The organism is Kiritimatiellia bacterium (genome assembly GCA_026417735.1).
GTDB lineage: Bacteria > Verrucomicrobiota > Kiritimatiellia > PWTM01 > PWTM01 > CAACVY01.
On sequence record JAOACR010000009.1, the window covers coordinates 287,224 to 312,401 of the forward strand.

18 protein-coding genes are annotated in these 25,178 nt (G+C 67.8%); 6 read left to right on the top strand and 12 right to left on the bottom strand.

The window, feature by feature from the left end; translation table 11 throughout:
* The first annotated feature begins 36 nt into the window (after positions 1–36).
* Entirely contained in the window at positions 37–648 is a 612-nt protein-coding gene (locus N2652_04880; GenBank protein ID MCX7818531.1) for a peptidase C39 family protein, read from the top strand.
* 43 nt (positions 649–691) lie between these two features.
* The gene (locus N2652_04885; GenBank protein ID MCX7818532.1) at positions 692–1,444 is read left to right on the top strand and encodes a nuclear transport factor 2 family protein; all 753 of its coding nucleotides are present in this window, start codon (positions 692–694) and stop codon (positions 1,442–1,444) included.
* 325 nt (positions 1,445–1,769) lie between these two features.
* On the opposite strand, the gene N2652_04890 is transcribed toward N2652_04885, so the two are convergent.
* The 9 genes from N2652_04890 to N2652_04930 form a co-directional block, all read right to left on the bottom strand.
* Complete coding sequence (locus tag N2652_04890; protein MCX7818533.1) at positions 1,770–3,329, bottom strand: sulfatase-like hydrolase/transferase; 1,560 nt, start codon at positions 3,327–3,329, stop codon at positions 1,770–1,772.
* 132 nt (positions 3,330–3,461) lie between these two features.
* The gene (locus N2652_04895) at positions 3,462–4,802 is read right to left on the bottom strand and encodes a VWA domain-containing protein (protein ID MCX7818534.1); all 1,341 of its coding nucleotides are present in this window, start codon (positions 4,800–4,802) and stop codon (positions 3,462–3,464) included.
* Positions 4,803–4,821: 19 nt separating this feature from the next.
* Complete coding sequence (locus N2652_04900; protein MCX7818535.1) at positions 4,822–5,259, bottom strand: biopolymer transporter ExbD; 438 nt, start codon at positions 5,257–5,259, stop codon at positions 4,822–4,824.
* Complete coding sequence (locus N2652_04905; protein ID MCX7818536.1) at positions 5,256–5,681, bottom strand: biopolymer transporter ExbD; 426 nt, start codon at positions 5,679–5,681, stop codon at positions 5,256–5,258. The genes N2652_04900 and N2652_04905 overlap by 4 nt, the downstream gene beginning before the upstream one ends.
* 18 nt (positions 5,682–5,699) lie before the next feature.
* Positions 5,700–6,560: a MotA/TolQ/ExbB proton channel family protein gene (locus N2652_04910; GenBank protein MCX7818537.1), complete on the bottom strand. Its 861-nt coding sequence runs from the start codon at positions 6,558–6,560 to the stop codon at positions 5,700–5,702.
* Complete coding sequence (locus N2652_04915; GenBank protein MCX7818538.1) at positions 6,557–7,627, bottom strand: hypothetical protein; 1,071 nt, start codon at positions 7,625–7,627, stop codon at positions 6,557–6,559. Before N2652_04915 ends, N2652_04910 begins: the two co-directional genes overlap by 4 nt.
* Positions 7,624–10,359, bottom strand: a complete 2,736-nt coding sequence (locus N2652_04920) for a tetratricopeptide repeat protein (protein ID MCX7818539.1) — start codon at positions 10,357–10,359, stop codon at positions 7,624–7,626. Before N2652_04920 ends, N2652_04915 begins: the two co-directional genes overlap by 4 nt.
* Positions 10,360–10,439: 80 nt before the next feature.
* Positions 10,440–13,790 carry a DNA polymerase III subunit alpha gene (gene dnaE, locus N2652_04925; GenBank protein MCX7818540.1) on the bottom strand — a complete coding sequence of 1,117 codons (3,351 nt, stop codon included), beginning with the start codon at positions 13,788–13,790 and terminating at the stop codon, positions 10,440–10,442.
* Positions 13,791–13,808: 18 nt separating this feature from the next.
* Positions 13,809–14,681: a CAAX prenyl protease-related protein gene (locus N2652_04930; protein MCX7818541.1), complete on the bottom strand. Its 873-nt coding sequence runs from the start codon at positions 14,679–14,681 to the stop codon at positions 13,809–13,811.
* Between the two features lie 200 nt (positions 14,682–14,881).
* On the opposite strand from N2652_04930, the gene N2652_04935 reads away from it, so the two are divergent.
* The 4 genes from N2652_04935 to N2652_04950 are packed head-to-tail and all read left to right on the top strand — an operon-like array spanning position 14,882 to position 20,378.
* Positions 14,882–17,875, top strand: coding sequence for an AIR synthase-related protein (locus N2652_04935; GenBank protein MCX7818542.1), 2,994 nt, complete (start codon positions 14,882–14,884; stop codon positions 17,873–17,875).
* A gap of 25 nt (positions 17,876–17,900) precedes the next feature.
* Positions 17,901–18,761, top strand: coding sequence for a hypothetical protein (locus tag N2652_04940; protein MCX7818543.1), 861 nt, complete (start codon positions 17,901–17,903; stop codon positions 18,759–18,761).
* 34 nt (positions 18,762–18,795) lie between these two features.
* The gene (locus N2652_04945; protein ID MCX7818544.1) at positions 18,796–19,395 is read left to right on the top strand and encodes a cob(I)yrinic acid a,c-diamide adenosyltransferase; all 600 of its coding nucleotides are present in this window, start codon (positions 18,796–18,798) and stop codon (positions 19,393–19,395) included.
* The gene (locus N2652_04950; GenBank protein MCX7818545.1) at positions 19,392–20,378 is read left to right on the top strand and encodes an FAD-binding protein; all 987 of its coding nucleotides are present in this window, start codon (positions 19,392–19,394) and stop codon (positions 20,376–20,378) included. Before N2652_04945 ends, N2652_04950 begins: the two co-directional genes overlap by 4 nt.
* A gap of 34 nt (positions 20,379–20,412) precedes the next feature.
* On the opposite strand, the gene N2652_04955 is transcribed toward N2652_04950, so the two are convergent.
* The 3 genes from N2652_04955 to N2652_04965 form a co-directional block, all read right to left on the bottom strand.
* On the bottom strand, positions 20,413–21,882 hold the full coding sequence (locus N2652_04955; GenBank protein ID MCX7818546.1) for a sulfatase: 1,470 nt from the start codon (positions 21,880–21,882) through the stop codon (positions 20,413–20,415).
* A gap of 69 nt (positions 21,883–21,951) precedes the next feature.
* Positions 21,952–23,106, bottom strand: a complete 1,155-nt coding sequence (locus N2652_04960) for a hybrid sensor histidine kinase/response regulator (GenBank protein MCX7818547.1) — start codon at positions 23,104–23,106, stop codon at positions 21,952–21,954.
* On the bottom strand, positions 23,106–25,100 hold the full coding sequence (locus tag N2652_04965) for an ATP-binding protein (protein MCX7818548.1): 1,995 nt from the start codon (positions 25,098–25,100) through the stop codon (positions 23,106–23,108). Before N2652_04965 ends, N2652_04960 begins: the two co-directional genes overlap by 1 nt.
* Between the last annotated feature and the right edge of the window lie 78 nt (positions 25,101–25,178).

The window sequence follows — 25,178 nt, forward strand, 5'->3', positions numbered from 1 at the left end:
CTCGCGCGCACTGACGACCGGGCGTAGCATACACGCATGCCGACGAACCAGGGCGAGCCACGGATCGTCGGATACGCTCAGCAACGCGACTTCACTTGCGGTGCGGCGTGTCTGATGGTCGCGCTGCACGAGCTGGGGCGCGGTGAGCTGTCCGAGCAGCGCGAGCTGGATATCTGGCGGGCAGCGCACCCTCCCTTCTACACCGGTTGCCTTCCCGCCGCGCTGGCACGGAGGGCGCGGCATGAGGGATGCGACGCGACGTTGCTGGTCGAGCCGACGGCGTTTCGGTCCCAGCTGCAGCGGTGCCCGCCGGGTCTTCGGCTCTTCTACCGATATCTCCTGGCGGTGGAGCGTCTGCTCGAGCGGGGATTGACGGTTGAGCGGATTCGGGAACCGGCCGAGCCGCTTCGGCGGCTCATCGGGCGGCCCGGGGCACGGATGCTGCTGCTTGTCGAGGTGGAAGACCACGATCTTCACTATCTGCTGGTCCGACGCAACGACAACGACCTGGTGGTGCTTGACCCAGCCGACGGCAGAAACACGAGGCGGCCCCTCCAAAGCGAACTGCTTCCCGACAATGCGACGGGGTATTATCTGTTTATCGAACCTGGTCCGTCGGGTCGCGCTCGCGCGAGTGGCGGCTTGTGACTGTGCGCCGCACGTGGGATGATAACGGCCGACAAGGTGGGCGATGAACGCGGCCGAAGTGCGGAACGAAATTGAAGACGCGTTCCGGAGGTATCTTGAGGTCTACTGGGGGCGTCGGAGTGTCGAGCAGACTCTTCAAATGGTGACCGCCCAAACGACCGGCTTCGGCACCGGCCGCGATGAAGTCGCGCTGACTGAGCATGACATGGTCCGACTATACCGGCGCGATCTGGAGGAGGTCCCCTCCCCCGTCTCGTACGAAGTACTTCGGGTCGCGGTCGTTCCTCTGACCGAGGAGATGGGAGTGGTCGCGGCGGTGCTCAACATGCGGGCGACCGTTGCGGATCAGGAAGTCGCGTTTCTGGGCATGCGTCTCAGTCTGGTCTTTGTTCGAGGGGGTGGCACCTGGCGGATCGCACACATGCACCTCTCCCTTCCGACCGCCCACCATACTGAAGGCGAGGCTTACCCGACGATGCAAATGGAGCGAAGGGCGGTGGCGCTGCGGCGGCTCGTGGCGCGGAAAACCGAGGAACTCCGGCACGCGAACGAGGAGCTGCGCAATCGCCTTGCAGAGATACGAACGCTGCACGGTCTGCTGCCGATCTGCGCCCGCTGCAAGCGAATCCGTGACGACCAAGGGTACTGGACGCAACTGGAGGCGTACCTCACACAACATTCGGAGGCAAAGTTTTCGCACAGTCTGTGCCCCAGTTGTGCGGCGGCGCTGTTTCCGGACCTCGCAAAGCCGGGACCTCCCGGCGAGCATCTGCACGGGACCGGCAGCGGGCGGTGAGCCGAAGTCGCAACGGCAAAAACCCTTCTCCAAGGTGGGGGGGGGAGAGCCACGAGCCGAACCGCCAGGGACTGCCGGCCGCCGGCGTTGCAGGCAGGCCTCAAAATCGTAGCGATGCACTCGGCACTGAGCCCTCCACCTCACAGCGGTACTGGGACGCACAAGCAAGCTACGATGCTTCGGAAGCAGCCGTCGAGCGTCCCTGGTTCCCCCTCGCTGGGCGCTGCGGGTGAGGCTGCCCGGTGCGTTCGCACCGCGCTCACCTCCCTCCGCGTGATTTCGCAAGAGCGATCAGTGAGGCTGGGGGAAGCCGCACTGGCCGTTCTCACCGTGCGTCGGTGCGGAGCAAGACCGTTGACGGTCCAATTGCCGGAGGTTTCTCACCGCACTCGGCCAGGTCAACGGATGCCGGCGGATCAACCCTGCTTGCCATCAGCTCATGCCGGAGCCGGGCGGGGCGCATGCCCGAGCCGGATGAGTTCCCGCCATCCCCGATCTCGGCGCTCCATGCCCGCACCAGCTGGCTGAGTTGCAGTACGAGATCGGGGTGTAGCGCTGCCAGATTCGTTGTCTCGCCCGGATCCGCCACGAGGTCATAGAGCTGCGCGGAGGATCCGTCCTGCTCACAGAGGAGCTTCCATCGCCCGTGCCGGATCGCCAGATCCGGCAACGGCGGCGGTGTACGACCATCGACGTACTTGCGGTCGGGTGGCCGCTGCCAGCAGATCGGTTCGGAGCGCGGCATCGATCGGCGTCCGAGCAGCGCCTCCGACATATCAAGCCCGTCGAATACGACCTCGGTGGGAGGTGCGATGCCCGCGATGCGCAACAGCGAGGGCGCCAAGTCCGCGGTACAGATCACCGACTCCTCATCCCGGCCACCCACTGCTGCCGCCGGCATCAGCCCGGGCGCCCAGACAATCAGCGGGGAACGGATGCCGCCCTCGTAGAGCGTCGCCTTGGATCCTCGCAGCGGAACGGCAGAGCCTGCGCCGGGCTCCGGCCCATTGTCGGAGAAAAACAGCAACACTGTCTGGTCACGAAGGTCAGGTTCGCGAAGCCGTTCGAACAGCGGCCCGAGCTGCTCGTCCATTGTCTCGACAACTCCGCGATACAGAGCCCGCTTTGATCCGTCGCCGCGACGTTCGCGGGGGGGATACCATGGGCCATGGGGGTCATCCGGCCACACGTGGACGTAGAACGGCCGACCTTCTGCAGCCGCCCGCGAGATGAACGCCACCGCGGCGCCAACATATCCCGCGGTCAGTGAGGCGCGGTCATACCAGATCACCGGCCCGCGCCCCAACCGGTCGCTGCCGAGCGCATGCGGGCGGGGCGGCCGACCATCAGCGGTGTCGCACAGACCCAGCAGCCGCGGGCCAAGGCCCTCAAAATTGGTCAGCGATTCATCGAATCCATAGGCCGAAATCGAAGGTGCGTCGCCCACGTCTCGCTGGCCGCCAAGATGCCACTTGCCAAAGTGGCCGGTCGCGTAGCCCGCCGCCCGAAAGAATCGGGCAAGCGAGGGAGCGGCGGGATCCAGCCAATCGGCAACGCCCCGCCGGCGGTTGTTCTCGCGGGAATCGAGGTAGGAGGTGATGCGCCACCGCTGGGGATACTGACCGGTCAGAATGGCACAGCGGGTCGGCGAGCATACAGGCGAGTTGGCATAGAAGTGCCGGAACCGGCGCCCCTCGGCGGCGAGCCGGTCGAGATTTGGTGTCGCCACCACATCATTGCCAAATCCGGCGAGATCACCCCAGCCCAGGTCATCGGCAAGTACGATCACCACATTGACCGGCCGCGCGGTGCCGGCCGCGAGCGCCCGCGCTGTAAGCATCGCGGCCGCCAGTAGCGCCGGCGCGCGACTCCAACTCCCCCACATCGGCTCTCATCCTCCCCTCACGAAGCGGGCGCTGGGCCGCGAACCCTCTCCTCCATCGATGGGGGGGCGCCACCGCCCGTGCCCGCCCCCCAATGACGAAGGCGCCCGGAGCGATCCGATGGGAGACTCACGCTAGTTGATCCGGCTGATGCGACGGAACGAGCCGTTGTACTTCTTGGTGAATGCCTGCAGAAAATCCGCCCCTTCCTTGTCGATGCCATAGCCGATCGCATGCACGACGGGCGGCTTTTTCCCCTTCTTCGAGTAGCACTGCTCGTGCAGCAGCGAGAAGTGCTCGAAAAAGTCTTCTATGGTCCACCACTGCAGGTGATCCGGCATACGGGGCGGTTCCGGCCGGGGTGGATGCGGGCGAGCCGGCGTGCGGCGGGTTTCCCAGTGACCTTCGGTCGCGGGGCGCATACCGTCTTCGGTGAGCCGCGCCGGCTGTGGCGGCACCCACACGCGCTCCGTCTTCCATTCCATGTTCGCCATCGCGGTCTCGTAGGCGCGGATCGCGTCCGCGTTCTGGCGCCGCCATTGTTCGAGCTGTGCCTCCCAGGCGGACCGCTGATCCGCCGTCAACTCTTTGCGCACCCGTGGAATTCCGTCGGAGATGATCAGAATCGTGTCGGCGCCCTGCAGAAACGCGGCGGTGAGCGCCAGATCGAGTCGTGTGGTGCCGCCGCCGGCCTTGCGGCCGAGATCCACCGCCCGGACGTTGCCCTGCGTCAAACCATAGTTGTTCTTCGTATTGAGCGGCGAAAGAAACTTCTTTGCCTCGCGCTTGTTCTGTTCGGTGGCGGGCACCATCTCGTCCCGAAATGTCTGCGCGGCGTCCGCGAACGCGACCACATTGAACAGCGTCCGCTCGCTCAGCGCGTCAATGACCTGACCGAGACGGTTCTTCACGCGCTCGAAGCCTTCGAATCCGCCGCGCTGTTCCTCGATCATGCTGATCGAGACGTCTACGCAAATCATGATCTTTTCACCGCGCCCGCGGATGCCGAAGAAGTCGAACGCGGAGACGCCCTCGCCGAACCCTCCCAGCCCATAGCCGGTGCCCAGGCCGGCCCCCAGACCGATTCCAGTGATCGCCTTGAACTTCGGCTGGAAGCTGGTGCGGACGACCTTCGGATCCACCTTGATTTCCGGCATCGCGAGGGTCGAGGGTCGCGTCGCGACCAGGCGCGGCATCACCGCCGGTCGGCTCGAGCTGCGCTGCCGCTTCGAAACCTTGATCTGATGCTCCAGCTTGCGCGGCTCATACGTTTTGATCGGTGGCGGCGCAGTGAACACCGTGCGCTCATCGAGGAAGGAGCGGATGACCACCCAGGAGCCGAACACGAGCAGCGCCGCGACATGCAAGCCCAGGCTGATGCCGCCAACGATGAGCAGCACCCGCCGCTTCTCCTCACTGAGTTTGCGGTAGCCCAGCCCCGACAGCAGCACGCCGAGGTCCAGCCTCGGTCTCATGGGCGGTCTCCGCGCATCGTCAGTCTCCCCCCGCCGCAAAAGTGACGTTCTTGATACCCGCCCGCGCGCACGCGTTCATCACGTCAACCACGCGCTGGTGGCGGGTCTTGTCGTCCGGCTGCAGCGTGATCATCGGCTCGGTCTTCGCCGCCTGGGAGGCGAGGCGATACCGCACCAGCACCTGGACCAGCTGGGGCAGCTCGGTCGAGTCGGGCGCGTCATACTCGAGGCCGTTCAGTACGACACGGCCGGTTTCGCGGATCTCGATCACCTGCTCATCGGCCATGTCCACGGTTTGCGCCTGCGCCAGCATGCCCGGCAGCCGGATGCCGAGGTCCGCTTCGGACTTCATCAGGCTCGCGGTCGCGATGAAGTACGAGAGCAGCAGAAACACCATGTCGATCAGCGACGAGACGTTGACGTCCGGATCATCGATCTCGTAGGCCGGCGCTCTCACGGCTCGCCTCCGGTCTCCGAGGGATTGAACACCGCGAAAATGAAATCGTCCACCCCGATGGCGGCCATCGCGTTCAGCACCTTTTTGATGTGCCGATGCTCTGCGTTCGCGTCGGCGCGAAGGTAGATTTTCGTGGATGGAGTCTCGCGAAGACGCTGCTGCACCTCCGCCTTCAGCTCCTCCACGCTCACTGGCCGGTCCCCGCTGTAGAGCGAGCCATCGGAGAAGATGTTCACTGTCCAGCGATCCGGCCGCTCCTTCGGCACAACGCCCTTCGTCGCGGTGGGCAGCTCGAGCTTCAGCGTCCGGGTCTGGCTAATGGACGAAGCGCACATGAAGAAGATCAGCAGCAGAAAGACCATGTCAATCATCGGGGCCATCTGGAACTTGGCCTCTTCGGGTCCTTCGCGAACGATGCGCATGCCCGGTCTCCGCCGCAATCAGCCCTGGGCCGCTGGGGGGGCGCCGGTGGCGGCCGGCGCGGGCATCGGCGCGGTCGCCTCGGGGAGCGTGACCTTGTCCAGCGGCAGCTCCCCGTTGCGGAGCCGGTCGAAGATCGCGGACAGGTGATGGCTGACGTTACCGGCGAGCCGGCCGACGCGCGCCATGTTGCCCTGGAAACGGGACTTCAGGTGGAAGTAGAAGAACATGAAAGGAATGCCAACGATCAGCCCGAACGCCGTCGTGATCATGGCCTCGCCGATGTCGTTCGCGAGCTTCTCCGGGCTGCCCATCATCCCCAGGCCGATTTTCTGGAACGCCTTGATCATTCCGCTGACGGTGCCCAAGAGCCCGAACATCGGCGCGACCGAGGCGATGATGGACAGGTAGCTGATCGGCCGCAACCCATTCGTGTTCTCCTCCACGGCGGCCTCCTCCATCGCCTTTTCGAGCACTGCGACCTCCGTGATGCCGTCGCTGAGGCGCAGCAGCCCAGCATTGATGATGTTCGTCAGCACACCGGGCGAGGCGGCGCAGGTGGCACTGGCGGCACGGAAGTCGAGGTTGCTGATCTGGCTCTGGATCAGCGGTACCAGCGAGGACTGCACCATTTTCGGTTCACGCGTGAACAGAAACCCGAAGATCGTCAGCGCAGTGCCCGCAATGGAGAGCAGTGCGATCGGATACATTGCCCAGCCGCCGGTTTTCCAGAGGCCCCAAAGGGTGATCGCCTGCTCCTGCGGCGCGGCGCCAGCCGCGGGCGACGCGGGAGCCGGCTGCTGCGCAAGCACCGGTAAGGCGCCCAATACCAGTGCGAGGGCAACGCTAAGGACAACAGCTGCGCGGGTCGTTCGGTTCATGGTGTGGCCTTTCCTGGCGCAGAGGGCGCCGTCGGGGGATGGGTCTCCGTTTCCCTGAGGTACCTCAAAACCTTTTCGTTCATGTTCTCTTCGGTCCCGAAGAAAATGCCGGTGATGTTCGGATCTTCCGGCGCAGCGGTCATGCCGGCCTCCATCATGGTCTTCAGCCGGATGCGAGCTTCGTCACCCCAATCGGTCCCGGGGAAGAGCCGCGCGACTTCGTAGTACACATCGCGGGCGCGATGGACCTCGTTCAGGTCCTCATAGCACTGCGCAGCAAGCATCAGCGCGTCGGGAAATGTCTCGATGTCCTTGGTCTCGTGCAAATAGGAGCGGATCGCGGCGTCCAGCGCCCCCCGGGGCTGTTCGCGAGCGTACAACAGCTGCGCTCGGGCTAACCAGTACACTCCCCAGGCGGCGTCGCCGACCTCCGGCTCGCGCTGCCGCACCAGGCCGGCCTCGGCCTCGTCAAGCCGGCCGATGTCGGCCAGGCACATCCAGGCGCGGATCGCGGCCGACTCACCGTACGGGTGCCAGCCGGCGGCGGCGCCGGCGGCGGCGAAGAGGCGGTGCGCTTCCGCCAGCCATTTCGCCGCGTCCACCTGACCGGTACCCCCGAGCCGGTTGGCCTGTTGCGCCGCACGCACATAGCACCAGGCGGCCCGGACGGTCGGCTCGAATGCGTTGTTCTGCTTGAGGTCCAAGAACGGCAGCGCGGGCGCGACCGCGGCGTGCAGGCGCCGAGCCGCGTTCAGCCACCGCCGCGCCACCATGTCCGCATAGGCCGCCTGTTCGGGGATCTGAATGCGGAACTCCGCCTCGTCAAATTCATCGGCGGTGAACTGCGAGTACACGCCGGGCGGGGAGTTGGTGAGGCGGAAGAAGATGGTCGGCCCTTGCCGGCGCACCAGCACCACCTCGCGGACTGCTTTCTCTTCCTTCACCAGGCGCGTGAGCACGCCTGGCTCGACCACGCGCGCGGAGGTACCGGTCGCCGGCGGCGCGGTTTGGGCGGCCGCCCCGCTCCCCAGCGCGGCAGCGACAAGGATCGCCGCGATACGCGTCACATCCGGCCCCCCAGCTTCTGGCGGAGCTCGCGCGCGCTCGCGAACTCCGGCAGGTCGGCGAGATCGCTGCGGGCAAGAAACTCATCGAGCGTTTCGGTCGCGGCCCGCACACGGCCGAGCTTCGCCAGGCATTCCGCCCGTGCGAGGTACGCCTTGCCGACCCACGCTTTGTGCCCGCCGTACAACACGTAAATGCGTTCGAAATACGCGGAAGCCTCCTCGAACTTGCGGCGCGCCATCCACAGCTGGCCGCGCGCATAGAGCGCCTCGGGCCAGCGGTCCTTCCACTCCTTCGCGCCGAGCAGGTCGCGATAGGCCGCGTCGGCGAGGTCGTACTGCCCCGTCTGCGCATACAGGCGGCCGAGCCTCATCAGAGCGTCCGCGGCCGCGTCACTGGTCGCGTACACCTCACGGATGATGTTGTACTGCACAATCGCCAGTTCCAGATCGCCCTCCGCGACCGCCTGCTCGGCGATCAGCCGGCGCGCGGCCAGCGCGTAGTCGGTTTCCGTGAAGTCGCGGATCAGCGCCTCCGCCGCGGCGCGCGCGAGCTTCGGCTGGTTCGCGGCGGAGGCGGCGTCCACGATCCACTCGAGCACGCCGGCGCTCGCGAACCGCAGGTTCTCTTCGCGAAGCATGAACTTCGCCATCGCGGCCTTCTCCGCATCGGACGTGCCGGCGTCGTACATCAGCACGCGTTCGAGCCGCAAGGCAAGCGTGTACTGACGTTCCTCAAGCGCACGCTTCAGCATGTCGCGCAACCGGGCCCAGGCTTCCTCGCCATGCGGGCGGCCCGCCGCGCGGCTGCGGTCCACGAACTTCTCCAGGATCAGGTCCACGCCCAGCTCTGAACGGTCACCGCCGTAGCGCGCCACCGCGTCCAGGAAGAGCGCCAACGTGCGTTCGGGCTCTCCCTTGTCCCAGTAGCACTCCCCCATCCAATAGATCGCCAGCGGCACGTTCGATTCGGGTCGCGCGCGCGCGATGTACGCCTCGAAGTGGCGGATCGCATCGTCGTAGCGCTTGAGCTCCCGCAACATCTCGCCAGTGCGGAAGGCGGCGTGGTTGTAGAGCTCGATGTTGAGGTTCTCGGACTCCATCCCCTTCGTGTAGCGGCGGACCGCCTCCTCCAGCTCGCCAAGCGCACCGGAGATGTCGCCGAGCAGCACGTGCGCCTCGCCCAGCAGCTTGCTCCCCGGATATTGATCCAGAAAGCGCAGCAGCTTGCGCTCCGCCGGCTCATAGGCCGCCAGCGCATAGTCACAGGTCGCGGAACGGAACAGTGCGTCCTCCGCGTACATCGAGGCGGCAAAATCCTGCAGCAACCGATCGAAGTTCGGGCGCGCCTCCTCGTACTTGCGATCGAAAAGGAACGACATGCCCAGCCAGTAGAGCGCGTCGACCTCGCGCTCGCTGCCCGGAAATTCGCGCAGGATCCGCCCAAAGTGCGCCTGCGCATCGGCCAGCTTCTCCTCCATGAACGACGCGTACCCCAGCAGGAACAGCACCTCCGCGATGTCTTCGTGTTTCGGGCTGACCTCGAGCGCCCGGCCGAGCACCTGCAGCACCTTCGGCCAGTTCTGTTCGTTTGCATACACCTGGCCGACCATCAGCGAGACCGCGTCGTAGTGGGGCCCGCCGGGATACCGATCCAGATACTCGTGGCCGCGCGAGAGACACCGGTCTGGCGGGCGCACCCGCACCGCACACAGAAACGAGAGGTAGAGGCATTCCTCCTGTTTGTCCGCGGGCGCGTCGAGATGCAGGTGGTAGAATAGGTCCGACGCCTCCCGTAGTCGCCGCGTCTCCATGTAACTACGCGCGATGCGGAACATCAGCTCCACATCGTAGTTCGGGATCTTCTCGATCGCCTCCAGCTCGGCCTCGATTTCCGCGACGGTCTCCTGCGCGCGCAACAGCTCGCGGGCAAGTCCGAGATGGCGCTGCAGCCGGCGCACGCGCAACCGCCAGAGCTCCAGCTGTTCCTGCGCATTGAGTCGCAGCAGGTCGTGCGGATAGACGAGCCGGTAGATCCAGAGCGCATCGCGGTACTTGTCGTCCGCGAAGAGCTCGTCGCCCGCCTCGAGCGCGGCCATGTTCAACGCGACGCTGCGCGACGCGAACGAGCCGCGCTGCAGCAGCAGCGGCACCATTGGATACACTTTGTCCACCGCACCGTCCTTGAGGTAGGAGGTCGCCAGCATCGCGGCCGCCCAGTTGCGGCGGTAGAGATCGGGCGCGGTGCGGTAGACTTCGAGCAGCAGCGGCTCCGCCGGCTCCCACTTCTCTTCGGCGAGGTGGCAGCGAGCCATCGAGACGAAAATGTCAATGCGCAAGTCGAGCGAGTATTCGTAGGTCTTCAACGCCTTCTGATAGGCTCCGAGCGCCTCCGCAAATCGGCCCTCGTACCGCCATGTGTCAGCGATGAAGATCGCGACCAGATGGGCGTTCGCGCCGTACGGGAACTTCTTCAGGTATGTGTCAAACACGTTGCGGCATTCGGCGAACTGCGCCAGGAACATATGACAGAGTCCGAGATGGTAAAAAACGTCCTCCATCTCCGCGCGCATGCTCGGCTGATCGGTGTCGCCAAACCATTCGACCAATTGGCGCAGAGGAGGAATCGCGTCCTCGTAGGCACCCCGCGCGAGCGCGGCCGCCGCCGCCGCGCGCGTTTCTTTGTACGTGTCCTGCGGGCTCGCCACCCGCCCCCCGAGCCAGAGGACCGCCACCGCACAGAGGAAGACGCAGCGCACCGACCGCCCCGCCGGGGATGGCAAAGACAAACCGCGGATCATTCTGGAGCCCAACTCTAGGTACGCCGTTCCGACAAATCAACCACCAGCCGCACACTCCGAGGTCCCGCACATCGCTCCAACGCCCGCACCAGCGAGGCGCCGACACCCACCGGCGGCGGCCGAGCGGATCGAAGCGGCGCACCGAGCAGCCGCAGCGGCGTCGGTCCTGGATGCGCCCGCGCAGCAGCCACAAGTTCGTGGAGCAGCGACCCCTCACCACCGGCCGGCACGCTCACGCACACTTCGACCACCCGTCGCACCGCCGCCTCCAGCGGCCACCATCTGCCGACGGCAGTCAGCCCACCTCGTTCGCGCCGCACGGGCACCACGACGGGCTCGGCCGGCCATGCGGTGGTGGGCAGCCATCCGGGCGGAATGCCGATTTGCTCGACCCCGTCGAACATGTCCAGTGTCACGCCCGGGGCGAGCTCGTCCGCAACGCGGAGCGGCACCCCTGTGGCGAGGCTCATCCCGTCCGACTCTCCCTGAGCCGGCACCGCGGTTCGCAGCCACCACTCCCACGGCCGCAGCGGATGTGGCGAGATGACGACCCCCAGCAACTCCCGCTCCGCGGCCCACCGGTCGGCCAAAACGTCGGTGAGCGAAGGGGGCGATCCAGTGGCGCAGGTCTCGTTGAACAACAATGTCTGGCCGTGTCGAACATCACGCGCGGCACTCGCGGCCGTCCAGATCGCGTCGAGTTCCGCGAGCAGCTGCGCGCGAGGAGCGCCGAATGAGTCAAACGCTCCCGCGCGCACCAGGTGGGCCAGCGTGTTGCGACCGAGGGCGACCCCGGCCAGCCGCTGCGCGAAATCCGCAAGGTCGCGGAACGGCCCCCGTTGTTCACGTTCGGCGACCCACATCGCGGCCGCTTCCGGCCGGACACCACGGATGGAAATCCACCCCAGCCGAATCGCGCCCGCGGTCGCGCGTGGAGTGACCATACTTTCATTCGCATCCGGTCCGAGCAGCGGAACGCCGCGCGCGATCACCTCCCGCAGCAGCGGCCGTGCCCGCTCCGGGTCGCCCGCCTCCGCCGCCAGCGCGGCGGCATAGAACACCAGCGGTTCGCGCGCCTTCAGCCAGGCGGCCCGCCAAGCATGGGTCGCGAGAACCGCACCCCGAGCCAGCGACACGCGCCGGTGGAAACAGTCCAACACCGCCGCCCACACCGCCTCGATTTCCCTGTCCGGCAGACCCCGCCCACGTGCGCCATTCCGAACCTGTTTCCACACCCGCCGCCGGAGTTCCTCGTCGCGAGCAGACTCTGCCCGGCGCGCGAGGTCCGCAAACTCGGGTGGCAGGCGCGCCAGCCGCTGGAGCACTTGCACCGCCTGCTCCTCGTACAGCAGCATTCCGCCCGTTGGAGCCAGGAGCGGTTGCACCGAGGCGTCGACCCGTTCTGGCGGACGGCGTCCCTCGAGTGCCGCCTCCAGCTCCGCGGCCAGCGCCGAAGACTCCGCCGCCAGGATCGCCAGCCAGGGAGCCAGGTCCTCCACGCGGCGGGCACCCCATTTTCGGCACCGTTCTGCGACCGCCGGCAGCTCCAGCCCTGGGATCCCCGCGACGTCGCCCCGCCGGATCAGCTGCGCGACGTCCACCTCGCGACCATCCACCCGCTCGAATGCGCCCGCTTGCTCCGGCGAGCTGGCGCGAAGCGCAGCGCCGGCCTCGCCCAGCAGCGCCGCGGTACGGCTCGCCGGCACATCAGTGCGCACCAATCCAAAACGCGGCAGATCGCGAACCTCAAACTGGGTCACCGCATCGCCATCGGCAGTGCGGTAGAGGGGCACGATCGAGCCAACCGGGGAGTCCGCCAGCACCAGCGCGGTCGGATGGGCCGCCCATGTGCGGGGGAGGCCTTCGAACATCGCCGCAAAATGAACCAGCTCGGACCATCGGCCGGCCCTCGCCAAAAGCCGGTCCCGAACGTCGGCCCGATCTAACCGCGGCTCGGATCGAACAGTGTCGCCCAGTATCGCGATCAGTTCTTCCACTTGGTCCGCTGGCACGCCCAGCACCCGGGCGACCTCGCGGACCGCGGAGCGCGCGCCGAACACAACACGGGTGCCCGCATGCACAACACAGTCCTCACCGTAGCGCTCGCGGACCAACGCCATCAGGCTGGCCCGATGATGCGGCGCGACATCCAGCGAAAGCTCCGGCAGTGCGGGATGATCCGGGTTCAAAAACCGCTCTGGCGGCAGGTCCCAGCGCAGCGCAAGGACATCCGTCAGCTCCAGCGACCAGGCCAGCAGACTGGAAGCAGCCGCCGCACGGGAGGGCGTCACCGCCAGCCCTCGCTCCCGCGCCGCACGCACCAGGTCCGCGTGCACCAGCAGGTAGTTGGCGACGCGCGCGCGGATCGCGGCCTCAATCTCCCGATCGAGCCGCCGCTCGGCCGCAGCTGTGCGGGTGGGTGATGCAACCACAGCGGCCCACCGCCGCCGAAACCCGGCCCAGGCTAGCCGTCGCAGCTCGTCGGCGGAACCGCCGACGGCCGCGCCATCCGGCGGACGGTAGCGGGGAAACCGCGACGTGTCGGGTGGCCAGGGATTGAGCTGGCATCGCTGCGCAATCTCGATCGTCGTCTCCAGCGCCTCCGGCGCGTCCGCAAACGCCGCCGCCATTTCCTCGGGCCCTTTGAGGTAAAATTCCGAAGAGTACGACGTTCCGTCCTCCGCCCGCGCGATCCCGCGGCGGACACAGCGCAGGCATCGATGAGCCTCGGCCTGGTCGCGGCGCAGGTAGTGAACGTTGTTGGTGGCGACGCACCGCACCGACGCCTGCCGCGCAACCTCCCGCAGCGACGCAATCAGTTCGGCCTGGCCAGCCAACCGCTGGTTCTGCAGCTCGACGAACACCTGGTCCCGCCCAAACGCCTCGCTCAGCCGCCGGAGCGTCTCCACCGCCTCCTTCGCGCGACCGGCGCGGCACAGCCGGGAAATTTCGCCGTTGTTGCCGCCGGTCAGCAGGATCAGCCCCTGCGTGTGCCGAAACAGTGTGGACTCGCTCAACACCGGCCGGCCGTGCGCCGCGGATTGCAGCTGCGACTCGCTCACCAGCCTCACCAGCGAGAGCCACCCTTCGGCGGTCTCCGCGATCACCACCAGATCCGGCCCCGTCGCGCCGGCGGCCAGCGCGGCGCGTGGCGCCATTTCGAACTCGACGCCGAAGATCGGCCGCAGCCCCTGACGGCGTGCCTCGCGCATGAACAGCGGCGCCGCATGCAGCGACGCCGCGTCGGTCATCGCGACCGCGGGCATGCCGGCGTCAGCGACCGCGACCATCAGCTCCGGAATCCGTACGAGGCTGTCCAGCAGACTGTATTCGGTGTGGACGTGGAGATGGACGAACCCCGACATCGCGGCCGGCTCCGCCGCCTACCAGAACCACCACGCGTCCGCCCGTAGCACATGAAGGCCGAGGAGAAAGTTCGTGAGTCCGTGCGCAAACACCGCCGGCCAGATCCGGCCGCTGCGCAGCACCAGCACGCCGTACACCAGGCCGGTCAACACCCCCGCGAACCACTCGGTGTGCTCCAGGCCAAACAGGACGGCAACCACCAGGAACATCGGCACGTCGCGATGGGCCAATGAGACCGAACGGAAGTCCCGCGCGCACAGCCACCGGTAGAGGAAACCCCGCCAGAAGAACTCCTCCGCCGTCGCGATGACCACCGAGGTGCCCAGCATGTGGATCCCGAATGCGATCCAGCCGGTCCGCGCCGGCAGATAGGGGTAGCTGCTCATCGGGGCACGCAACCGGCCAAATCCCCCCGGCAGCGGGCCGACCAGATAGCGTTCGTACCACTCGGCGATCCGTGGCGCCAGCGCGCGGAACGCGTCGCTCTCAAAACCCACCCACAACACGAACACGCCGAGCCCCGCGGCGACCGCCCACGGAAGGTCGCGCCAGCCAGGCCGCTCGTACCACCGCCACGGGCGCGTCCCCAGCAGCATCGCGCCCGCCAGCAGCGTGCGCAACGTGTAGTTGGCCGCGGACGGCTCGCTGGCGCCATACATCACGGTCAACCACGTCGCAAACGGGCCGATGTGCGCCCACGTCGCGGCGTCCCGCCAGGGCCGCTGCCACGCGAGCGCGCCGACCGCCGCCGCCAGCCCGGCCAGCCGAGCCCACCAGGCATCGTCGCCCAGCAGATGCGCGACGAACAGAAACAGCACAAACGGCAGCAGGTGTGCCCACCCCGGCACCGGCGCGGTCACGGTCTCCCCGCGGGTTGCAACCTCACCCATGCGCCCACCATAAACGTTCGCGGTGATTTGCCAAGCTGCACCACCCGCTGCGGCCGACGGCCCGCCGCAAGGGGCACGACCGCGCCGCGCCCCCACTGCCCCGCTGGTCGTGCCGCCGGTTGCGAGCGCGCCCAACCCGCTGCCGGTGTGCGTTCGCGTGCCGCCGCGGATATACTGCAGCGACTCCGAGAGAGCCCGACGTGAGCTTCCGCATAGAAATCGGCCTGCGGCGAGGCCTGCGCGATCCGCGCGGCGAACGGGCGGCGCGCCTCGCGCGCGAGTTCCTCCGCCTGCCCGTCCGCCGCATCGTCACGCGCGATGTCTACCTCGTCGCGGACGACGTATCGGCCGCTCTGCAGCAGCGCGTCGCGCAGGAGTTCGCAGATCCCGTCACCGCCCGCGCCGCGGTCGGACGCCTTCCACCGCCCCCGTTCGACTGGCTCATCGAAATCGGCCTGCGGCCCGGCGTCACCGACAACGTCGGCCAAACCGCGCGCACCGTGCTGGCAGATGTGCTGGACCGCTCGACCTCCGAGGTGGGGCCCGTGTTCAGCGCCACGCAGTACTTCGTATCCGGAGAGGATCTCCGCCGCGAGCACGCCGAGCGCCTTGCGCGGGACCTGCTGGCCAACGAACTGATTCAGACTGTCCGCATCTACTCGCCCGAGGAGTGGCGCGCAGCTCCTCCCGCCGCGGAGCTGCCACTGGTTCGCGACCCGCACCAGCCGACCGTCCGCGAAATCTCGCTCGAGGTCTCTGACGAAGAGTTGCTGCGAATCAGCCGCGAGGGCATTTTGTCCCTCAGCCTCGCGGAAATGCGCGCCATCCGCGACCATTACCGGCGGCCGGACGTCCGCGCCGCGCGCGCGCAACTGGGGCTGCCGGCGGACCGTCCCACCGATGTCGAGCTCGAATGCCTCGCACAAACGTGGTCCGAGCACTGCAAACACAAAATTTTCGCCGCGCGAGTGTTCTACGAGGAGACGCCCGGTCGCGTCGAAATGATTGACTCCCTCTTCGACACGTTCATTCGGCGCGCGACCACCGAGATCGCCCGCCGCCGCGACTGGCTCGTGTCCGTCTTCCGCGACAACGCGGGCATCATCCGCTTCAACGAGCGCTGGCTGGTCGCCTACAAGGTGGAAACGCACAACAGTCCCTCCGCGCTCGATCCGTACGGCGGCGCGATCACCGGCATTGTCGGCGTGAACCGTGACCCGATGGGTACGGGGCTGGGCTGCGAGTTGCTCGCGAACACGTGGGGCTATTGTTTCGCCTCGCCGTTCTACGAGGGCGAGGTGCCGGCCGGTCTGATGCACCCACGCCGCATCCGCGACGGGGTGCATCGCGGTGTGGTGGATGGCGGCAACCAGAGCGGCATCCCCTGGGCGCGAGGTTTTGAACGCTTCGACGAGCGCTTTCTCGGCAAGCCGCTGGTCTTCTGCGGGACGGTTGGGCGGTTGCCGCACGTCGTGGCGGGCCGCCCTGCCCACGAAAAAGAAATTCGACCCGGCGACGTCATCGTGATGGCGGGCGGACGGATCGGCAAGGACGGCATCCACGGCGCAACGTTTTCCTCGGAAGAGCTCCGGCACGAGTCGCCCGCCCAAGCGGTGCAGATCGGCGACGCGTTCACGCAGCGCAAACTCTACGAGTTCCTGATCGAAGCGCGGGACCGCGGCCTGTACCGCGCGATCACCGACAACGGCGCCGGCGGCCTCAGCTCGTCGATCGGCGAGATGTGCACGCTCAGCGGTGGCGCCGACCTTGAACTGGCCCGCGCGCCGCTCAAGTATGCGGGACTGGATCCGTGGGAGATCCTGCTCAGCGAGGCGCAGGAGCGCATGAGCCTGGCAGTGCCCCCCGAGCGGCTTGACGAGCTGCTCGAGCTCGCGCGCCGCCGTGATGTCGAGGCGACCGCGCTGGGCACCTTCACCGACTCCGGCGCGTTCGTGGTCCGCTACCACGGACGGGTGGTGGGACGGCTGGACCTGGAGTTCCTGCACCGCGGCTGCCCGCGCATGGAGCTGCGCGCACGCTGGTCGCCGCCGAGCGTGCCGCCACCCTGTCCGCTGCGACCGGGTCCGCGGAACCGTGTACTACTGGAACTGCTCGCCTCGCTCAACATCGCCTCGAAAGAGTGGAGCGCGCGCTCCTACGACGGCGAGGTAAAGGGCCTCAGCGTCGGCAAGCCGTTCGTCGGACGGCGCTCGGACGTGCCCGCGGACGCAACGGTGATGCGGATCGAGCACGGCTCTCACGAGGGGATCGTGCTCGCGGAGGGCATCAACCCCTTCTACTCCGACCTCGACACCTACGCGATGGTCGCGTCGGTGGTGGACGAAGCGGTCCGTCGTGCGATCAGCGTCGGCGGCACGCTCGCGCACCTGGCCGGGCTCGACAATTTCTGCTGGCCCGACCCGGTACCGTCCGCGACGAACCCGGATGCGGAGTACAAAATGGCGCAGCTGGTGCGCGCGAACCGCGCCCTCTACGACGTCACCACCGCCTACGGCGTGCCCTGCATCTCGGGCAAGGACAGCATGAAAAATGATTCGATCCGGGGGGGCCGGCGGATTTCCATCCCGCCGACGGTGCTGTTTTCAGTGATCGGCCGCATTGCGGATGTCCGGCGAATTGTCACGATGGACTTCAAACGCCCGGGCGACCGTATCGCGGTGGCCGGTCTCACGCGCGATGAGCTGGGCGCTTCAGAATTTCATCGCTGGCTCGCCGCCCGCCGCGGCACGCCGGGCGCCTTCGGCGGACGCGTACCGTGCCCGGAACCGGCCAGCGCGCTGAAGCTGTACGCGGCGATGGAGCGGGCGATCGCCGCCGGCCTGCTGCACTCCTCACACACGCCCACGCTCGGCGGGCTGGCGATCGCGTTCGCCTGGGCGGCGATCGGGGGCGACGTCGGCGCGGTCGTGGACCTCGCGATGGTGCCAACGGAAGCCGGTCTTGGCGACGACGCGCGGCTCTTCTCCGAAAGTCCGGCCCGATTCGTGCTCACAGCGCCCGCGGATCGTGCGGCGGAGCTCGAGGCGATCTTCCGGGGAGTGCCCTTCGCCTGGGTCGGTGAGGTGACCGCCGAGCCACAACTCCGCGTCCGCGGTGTCGGCGGCCGCCAGATCGTGAACCTTCCGGTCGCGAAAATGCGGCGGGTCTGGCAGCGAACGTTCGACCGGATGTAGGCGGCGCTGAGGTCGGAGGACGACAATGGGCAGATGGCTGGATCGGGTGCGGTTGCTGAATCAACCGCTGCACATGGTGCTGCTCGCGTTGGTCGTCCAGTGCGTCGGATCGGCGCGCGCACGAGAACGTTTCGGGCTGCTGACCGGGCGGCCGATGTATGCGTACGGACTTTTCCGGGCGGCCGATCTGGCGCGCTGGTGTGGGTGCGGGCGGGTCACCGCGGTGGAGTTCGGCGTCGCCAGCGGCAGCGGCCTGCTCGCGATGGTCGAGGCCGCCGAGCACGTGCGGCGGGAGACCGGCGTGGAGGTCCGAGTGGTCGGCTTCGATACCGCCGAGGGGCTGCCGCCACCGCGCGACCACCGCGACCATCCCGAGCTCTGGAGCGAAGGCGACTTTGCGATGCCCGATCACGCGGACCTGCGCGCGCGGCTTCACGGCCGGGCCGAACTGATCCTTGGCAATATCACGGACACGGTCGGCTCGTTCGTGCGCACGCTCACCCCCGAGTGCCCGCTCGGATTCGTCTCGGTGGATGTCGACCTCTACAGCTCCACCGTTCCCGCGTTGCGGGTCTTTGAGGCCGACGACCCGGCGGTATACCTGCCGGCCGTCAGCGTGTACCTCGACGACGTCGCGATGTTCACCGCGAACCGGTGGTGCGGCGAGCTGGCCGCGATCGAAGAGTTCAACGAGGCGCATGACCTGCGAAAGTTCGATCTGGACCGCACGCTGCCCGGCCGCCGGCCGTATCCGCACCTGAACTGGTACGCGCGCATGAGGGTGCTGCACGTGCTCGATCACCCCCGCCGCCGCCGGCCGGAGCCCCGCCGCGGACTCGCGCTGGAGGAGGACCAGCGGCGGTTGCGCGAGTTCGGTTTGATGTGAGGCACGACGCACATCAGGATATCGTCGCCCCCGGATGACCGCTGCCCCTCACGCGCAGGCTCGGCGCGCCGCCGCACCCACGATCACCACGCGACGCGGCGATCGCGGCACCACGCACCTGCCCGGCCACGGCAAACTCCCCAAGCACCATCCGCTCGTCGAGGCGCTCGGCGCGCTGGACGAGCTGGTCTGCGCGCTCGGTCTGGCCCGTGCAACGCCCGAGGCGCCGGCGGAGCTGCGGAACGAGCTGTTGCGACTGCAACGGGAGTTGTTCCGGCTCGGCGCACAGCTCGCCGGTGCGCGCCGGGCCCGCACAGCCGCGGCGGCGCTACTGCGCCGCTGGACGCGCCGCGCGCAGGAGCTCGAGCAAACGGTCGCGTGGCCCGCGGGCTTCGTGCTGCCCGGCGCCACCTCGATCGGCGCCCATCTCGATAGCGCGCGCGCCGCCGCCCGCCGGCTCGAGCGGCGTGTCAGCGCGCTAGCTGCGGACGCTCCCCCCCCTGTCGCGATGAGCGCCGCGCTGAACCGGCTATCCGACTACCTCTGGCTGCTGGCGCGAGCCGTCGAACCGTTGCCGGACCTGCTCGACGAGCGCGCGCGTCGCCACACCCCGCCGACCTCCCCCTCGAGATGAACCGCCCCCGCGATCCGCTTCCTCCGTGGGCGGCCGCCACCTCCTCGCTGGCCGGTATTACGATCGATTGGGACGCCCCTCTCGCCCGCTGGACAACGTTCCAGCTGGGCGGACCCTGTACGGCACTGGTCCACTGCACCTCGCCGGAACCGCTACCGGAGCTGCTGGCGATCTTCGCGGCGCACCGGGTCCGCTGGCGCTTGCTCGGCGGCGGCTCGAACCTGCTGGTCGCCGACGAGGGGATCCCCGAGGTGGTCCTGCGGTTCGCCGACGGCCCGTTGAACCTCCGGCGGGACGGCGACGTGCTCGACGTCCCCGCCCATGCCGGGCTCGACGACCTGGCCGCGCAGTGCGCACGCTTGGGCTGGGACGGTTTCGTGTTTGCGAACGGCATTCCCGGAACCATCGGCGGAGCGATCGCGGGCAATGCGGGCGCGTTCGGCGACGACATCGGCTCCCGCGTCTGCTCGCTCATGATCGCAGACCCGGCCGGTCGCGTGCACGAAATCGGCCCCGCTCAGTGCGGTTTCCGCTATCGCCACAGCGCGCTCGCCGAGACCGGCTGGGTAATCTTGCGCGCGCGGCTCGCCGTTGCCGACGGTGACCCCGCTCGCTTGCAGGCCGAACGCGAGCGCATTCTCGCACTGCGACGCCAAAAACACCCAGACTGGCACATCCAGCCGACCGCAGGCAGTTTCTACCGCAACATCGAACCGACTTCTGCCGCAAAACAGCGTCAGGCCGCCGGCTGGTTTCTCGAACAGGCCGGTGCAAAAACTTTCCGGGAGGGCGGCGCGCGTGTGTTCGAACGCCACGCGAACATCATCGTCGCCGACGGCCCCGGCTGTCGCGCCGCACACGTGCACCGGCTCGCGTTGCGCATGGCCGCCGCGGTGCGCGAGCGGTTTGGCATCGAACTGATTCCCGAGGTTCGCCGATGGGGCGAGTTCGACCGGCCGGCGAGGGAGTGTGGCACACCATGACCGGTCGTGCGCCCCGACCGCGAAGCGGGAACGTCTATTGAGCCGGCGGCAGCGCCGCCCGCCACCCCGCCCGGAGCTGAGCGGTCAGTTCGCGCACCAGCTCCGCAGTCTCGGGACGGCCGGCGATGTTCTCGTTCTCCTGCGGATCCGTCGCATGGTCATAGAGCTCGACCGCGTCCACCCGATTCGTGTCCCGCCGGTCCACCCAGAGCGTGAACCGATAGCGCTCCGTTCGCATCGAATATCCCATCAGCGGGCGGCCCTCGTGCGTGCGGGGGTACTGGCTGAACGCTGCGCGCTTCCAGGGACGGGTCGGGTCCTCCAGCACCGGCCGGAAACTCGTGCCCTCGATGTGGTCCGGCAACGGCAGACCGCACAGCTCCGCGAGCGTCGGATAGATGTCCACAAACTCGACGATCGCGTCAGTGGCGGTCCCCGCATATCGCATGCCCGGTACGGAGACGATCAGCGGTACGCGGGTGTCAAGCTCCATGTTCGTGTGCTTGCACCATGCGGCGTGCTCGCCGAGTTTCCAGCCGTGATCCCCCCAGACGACCACGATCGTGTTGGTCCGCAGCCCCAGACGTTCGAGCTCGTCCAACACGCGGCCGAGCTGCGCATCCATATAGCTGAGCGCGGCGTAGTAGCCGTGTTTCAACGTGCGGGCCAGCTCGTCCGGCAGAACGCGATCGCCGGGAATTCCCTCATACGCGCGCAGCTCGCTGCCCGGCGGCACCGCATAGGGCGGTGCGCCGCGCGGCGGAAAGGGATTCGGCGCCAGCGCGATCGCATTGCGATCGTAGAGGTCCCAATACTTTTTCGGCGCGACAAACGGCAGATGCGGCCGAATGAAGCCGACCCCGAGCCAGAACGGCCGGTTGGTCCGTGCGATGTCGCGCAGCGCCGCGATCGCGAGGTCCGCCAGCGCGCCGTCATGGTAGGTGGAATCCGGTACGTCCGCGCACTCGTAGGCTGGCCCGTAGTCGCGCGGGCGCAGCGGCGGCAGTCCCCGCGCCGCACGGGCCTCTCGCTCCGCGACCTTCCGCGCCACCACCGCACGGTTTTCTGGCAGCGCGTACGTGCCGTGCGGTACCTTCGGCGAGCTCCACGGCACCGACCACGATGCCGGGTCGTCCAGCCCTCCATGATAGAGCTTGCCCATACCCTGCACGAACCAGCCGTGGTTCTTGAAGAGCTGCGGCAGCGTGACCACCCCCTTGCCCATCGTGCGGCGAAAATGGGTTTCCAGATCGTAGATCCGGGTCCTGTCCGGCCTCGCGCCGGTCATCAGACTGGTCCGCGATGGCGAACACACCGCCTGCTGGCAGTAGGCGCGGCGGAACACCATCCCCTCGCGCGCCAGCCGGTCGAGATTGGGGCTGCGCACGTGGGGAGCGCCATAGCAGCCGAGCTCCGGCCGCAGGTCGTCCACCGCGACGAACAGCACGTTCCATTGCGGCGCTGCTGCACTCGCCGCCGCGCACACCGCCGTCCACAAGCCCATGAACCCTCTGTACATTCGGGCACCTCCCGCCGGAGCGCTCCACCGTCGGATCATCGCCGCACCTCCCACCTACGCCGCTGGCTCGCGCGCCGTTGCCGGAAGCACCGCGTCTGCGAGCGTCACCGTGAATGTCGAGCCAACGTCTGGCTCGCTTCGCACCGTGACGTCCCCCTGATACAGCTGCGCGAGTTTTTTTACCGTCGAGAGACCGAGCCCGCTGCCGGAGATGTGCCGGGTCTTTTCGTTCCGGATGCGGGAGAACTCCTGGAACAGCCGGGCGGCCTCCGCCGCGGTCATGCCAATGCCGGTATCCTCCACCTCGATCGCGACCCCGCCGTCGCGCCGGCTCAGGCGCACCTCGACGCGTCCGCCATCCCGATTGTATTTCACCGCGTTCGTGAGCAGGTTGTTCAGAATGATTTCCAGTTCGCCGCGGTCGGCGGTCATCGTCACCGGTCCGTCCGCGCGCAGAACCACCGTGATCCGGCGCGCCGCAGCCTCCGTCGCAACTGTCTCGATTGCGGCCCGCGCGACCTCCGCGACATCCACCGGCTGCAGGTCCCGCCGGCGTTCGCCCGCCTCGATGCGCGTGAGGTCCAGCAGGTCAAAGATCAGCTTTCGCATCCCCTCCAGCCGCGCCAGCGCTCGCCGGATCTGCGCGTCATACGCGGAGAGGTCGTTGCCGAGCACGCGCTGCTCCAGCAGCTTCAGAATGCCCTCGACCGCGCCGATCGGCGCCTTGAGTTCGTGCGCGAGCACCGAAAGGAACTGCAGCCGAGTCTTTCGCCGTTCCTCCTCGAGCCGGCGCGCCCGCCGTTCGATCACCAGCGCGCGCGCCGCCTTCGTGACAACGCTCTCGAGCTCCTCCGGCCCGAAGGGTTTCGAGAGAAAGTCGAACGCGCCGTTGCGCGTCGCGCTCACCGCCACCTCGAGGGACGCAAACGCGGTGATCATGATCACCAGCAGATCCAGCCGCATCGCGCGGATCTCGCGCAGCAGATCGAGTCCCGAGCCGTCGGGCAGTTTGTAGTCGAGGATCACCAGATCGTAACGCGAGCGGCCGAGCAGCTCGCGCGCCGCCGCCATCGTGCCGGCGGTGTCCGTCTCGAACCCCGCCTCAAGCCCCAGATCCGGCAGCCGCACCATGTGCCGGCGCAGCACCCGCTGAGCCCCCAGGCACATGCCCGGCTCGTCATCCACCACCAACACCCGGAGCGTGTCCATCAGACCTCCCGATCCGCGCGCGGCAGCGTCACGGTGAACGTGGTGCCGGTCGGACCGCGGGTCGGGTCAGCGTTCGAAACCACCTCGATCCGACCCCGGTGCATTTTGACGATCCCATACGCGACCGCCAAGCCGAGGCCGGTCCCCTTGCCGAGCTGCTTCGTGGTGAAGAATGGCTCGAAAATCTTCGGCAGATTCGCGGGCGGAATGCCGGTACCGGTGTCGCGAACCTCGATCACGACCTCGTCGCGCGTGCCGCGCGTCGCGATCGTCAGATCGCCGCCTTGCGGCATCGCTTCCACCGCGTTCACGATCAGGTTGGTCAGCACCTGCAGAATCTGGTCCTCGTCCAGCTCCGCGATCGGATCATCGAGTTGGTGCTGCACATAGACGCGCACGTTGTCCGGGATGATGACGCCCCGCCGGCAGCGGTCCACCAGCCGCACCACGTCCACCGGCTGCCGCACCACCTTGTTCCGACGCGCGAAGTTCAACAGCCCGGAGACGATTTTCCGGCACCGGTCCGCCTGTTCCGCAATCAGCGCAACATCCTCCCGGCGCTCGCTGTCCGCTGGCAATTCGTCGAGCAGCAGTTTCGCGTAAAGCAGGATCACCCCCAGCGGGTTGTTGATCTCGTGTGCGATGCCGGCCGCCAGCTGCCCCATGCTGGCGAGCTTCTCCGCGTTGATCAGCGCCTGCCGCGCGCTGGCCAGCTCCGCGTTCGACTCGGACAGCTCCTTCAGCGACTCGCGCAGTCGGTCAATGGTATAGGGCAGGCACATTTCGCTTTCCGCCAGTCCCAGATAAATCGCGGCGGCGTGTTCACGGCAGGTCGGATACCCGCACGCGCCACAGTTCAGCTCATCCTCCGGCGCCAGCTTCCCCATCATCTCGAGGATCCGCTTGAGCTCCAGCGGCGGAATCGCCGAGGGGGGGAGATTCTGCGCGCGGAAGCGGACGCTGAGGTCCAGCCCCTCAAGTCGGCGCGCAATTTCCGCCTGGCGCGCCGGATCCGTTTCCGCGACCCGACGCCGCGCGTACTGGCTCACCGCCGTACGGCGCCGGAACAGCGGCGTCTCCACGCTCATGCCGGCCCCCATGATGCAGCCATTGCAGCAGAGGATCTCCAGCAGCCGCGCCTCGAGCGCACCGGCTGCAAAGTCGTTCAGCGCCTGAACAAACGCCGGCCGCCCGTCCGCGGCGACCACGTCGCCGGTCAGCAGATCCTCCACCACCCGCGCCGCCTGCAGCAGGCCCCGGCTGATCGGGAACAGCGTCCCGAGACCCGGGTGCGGCGGGTCGAACCCCGCGCCGTTCGGGCCGGGGCGGATGCCCGCCGCCTCGAGCATGCTGCGCAGCTCAATGAACGTGAGCACCGCATCCACCTCCGGCCGGCCGTCCCCATCTGCTTCCACTTTTTTCGCAAGGCAAGGGCCGATGAACACGATCGCCAGATCATCCCCGTACAGACGGCGCAACGCGCGCGCCTCCGCGATCATCGGCGAGGCGATCGGGGCCAGATGCGGAACCAGTTCCGGCAGATACTTTTCCACGTACGCCACCAGCGCTGGACAGGTCGTCCCGATCCAGCGCCGGTCGCCCGGCTCGTTGAGCAGCTTCCGGTACTCCGCCGCGACCAGATCCGCGCCAAACGCCACCTCGCAAACCAGCGAAAACCCCAGCTGCCGGATCATGCCCGCGACCTGCGCGCCGTCGAGCTCCGGAAACTCGGCCGGAAAACTCGGCGCCACAATGGCGGCGACGCGCCGGCCGGAGCGCAGCAACGCCTCAACATCGGGGCGGGAATCGTAGACCTGCTTCGCGCTCTGGCTGCACACGCGGTAGCAGTTGCCGCAGCCGATGCAGCGCTCGGGCAGCACCTGCGCCTGCCCGCCCGCAATGCGGATCGCCTTCGCCGGGCAGTCGCGCACGCAGGTGTAGCACACGCGGCACCGCTCGCCGATCGTCCGGATCAACTGGCTGCCGGGCTTCATCGCGCCGAAACAACGTCCGACAGTCCGCCCCGTTTGTCGAGCCGCCCGGCCAGCCCCCCCGCTGCGCTGGCGCCGCGC

Bases quoted from the DNA above. Each gene is read 5' to 3' on its own strand.
- N2652_04880 (MCX7818531.1), top strand. From the start codon at position 37: ATGCCGACGAACCAGGGCGAGCCACGGATCGTCGGATACGCTCAGCAA.
- N2652_04885 (MCX7818532.1), top strand. From the start codon at position 692: ATGAACGCGGCCGAAGTGCGGAACGAAATTGAAGACGCGTTCCGGAGG.
- N2652_04890 (MCX7818533.1), bottom strand. From the start codon at position 3,329: ATGTGGGGGAGTTGGAGTCGCGCGCCGGCGCTACTGGCGGCCGCGATG.
- N2652_04895 (MCX7818534.1), bottom strand. From the start codon at position 4,802: ATGAGACCGAGGCTGGACCTCGGCGTGCTGCTGTCGGGGCTGGGCTAC.
- N2652_04905 (MCX7818536.1), bottom strand. From the start codon at position 5,681: ATGCGCATCGTTCGCGAAGGACCCGAAGAGGCCAAGTTCCAGATGGCC.
- N2652_04910 (MCX7818537.1), bottom strand. From the start codon at position 6,560: ATGAACCGAACGACCCGCGCAGCTGTTGTCCTTAGCGTTGCCCTCGCA.
- dnaE (MCX7818540.1), bottom strand. From the start codon at position 13,790: ATGTCGGGGTTCGTCCATCTCCACGTCCACACCGAATACAGTCTGCTG.
- N2652_04930 (MCX7818541.1), bottom strand. From the start codon at position 14,681: ATGGGTGAGGTTGCAACCCGCGGGGAGACCGTGACCGCGCCGGTGCCG.
- N2652_04940 (MCX7818543.1), top strand. From the start codon at position 17,901: ATGGGCAGATGGCTGGATCGGGTGCGGTTGCTGAATCAACCGCTGCAC.
- N2652_04945 (MCX7818544.1), top strand. From the start codon at position 18,796: ATGACCGCTGCCCCTCACGCGCAGGCTCGGCGCGCCGCCGCACCCACG.
- N2652_04950 (MCX7818545.1), top strand. From the start codon at position 19,392: ATGAACCGCCCCCGCGATCCGCTTCCTCCGTGGGCGGCCGCCACCTCC.
- N2652_04955 (MCX7818546.1), bottom strand. From the start codon at position 21,882: ATGGGCTTGTGGACGGCGGTGTGCGCGGCGGCGAGTGCAGCAGCGCCG.
- N2652_04960 (MCX7818547.1), bottom strand. From the start codon at position 23,106: ATGGACACGCTCCGGGTGTTGGTGGTGGATGACGAGCCGGGCATGTGC.
- N2652_04965 (MCX7818548.1), bottom strand. From the start codon at position 25,100: ATGAAGCCCGGCAGCCAGTTGATCCGGACGATCGGCGAGCGGTGCCGC.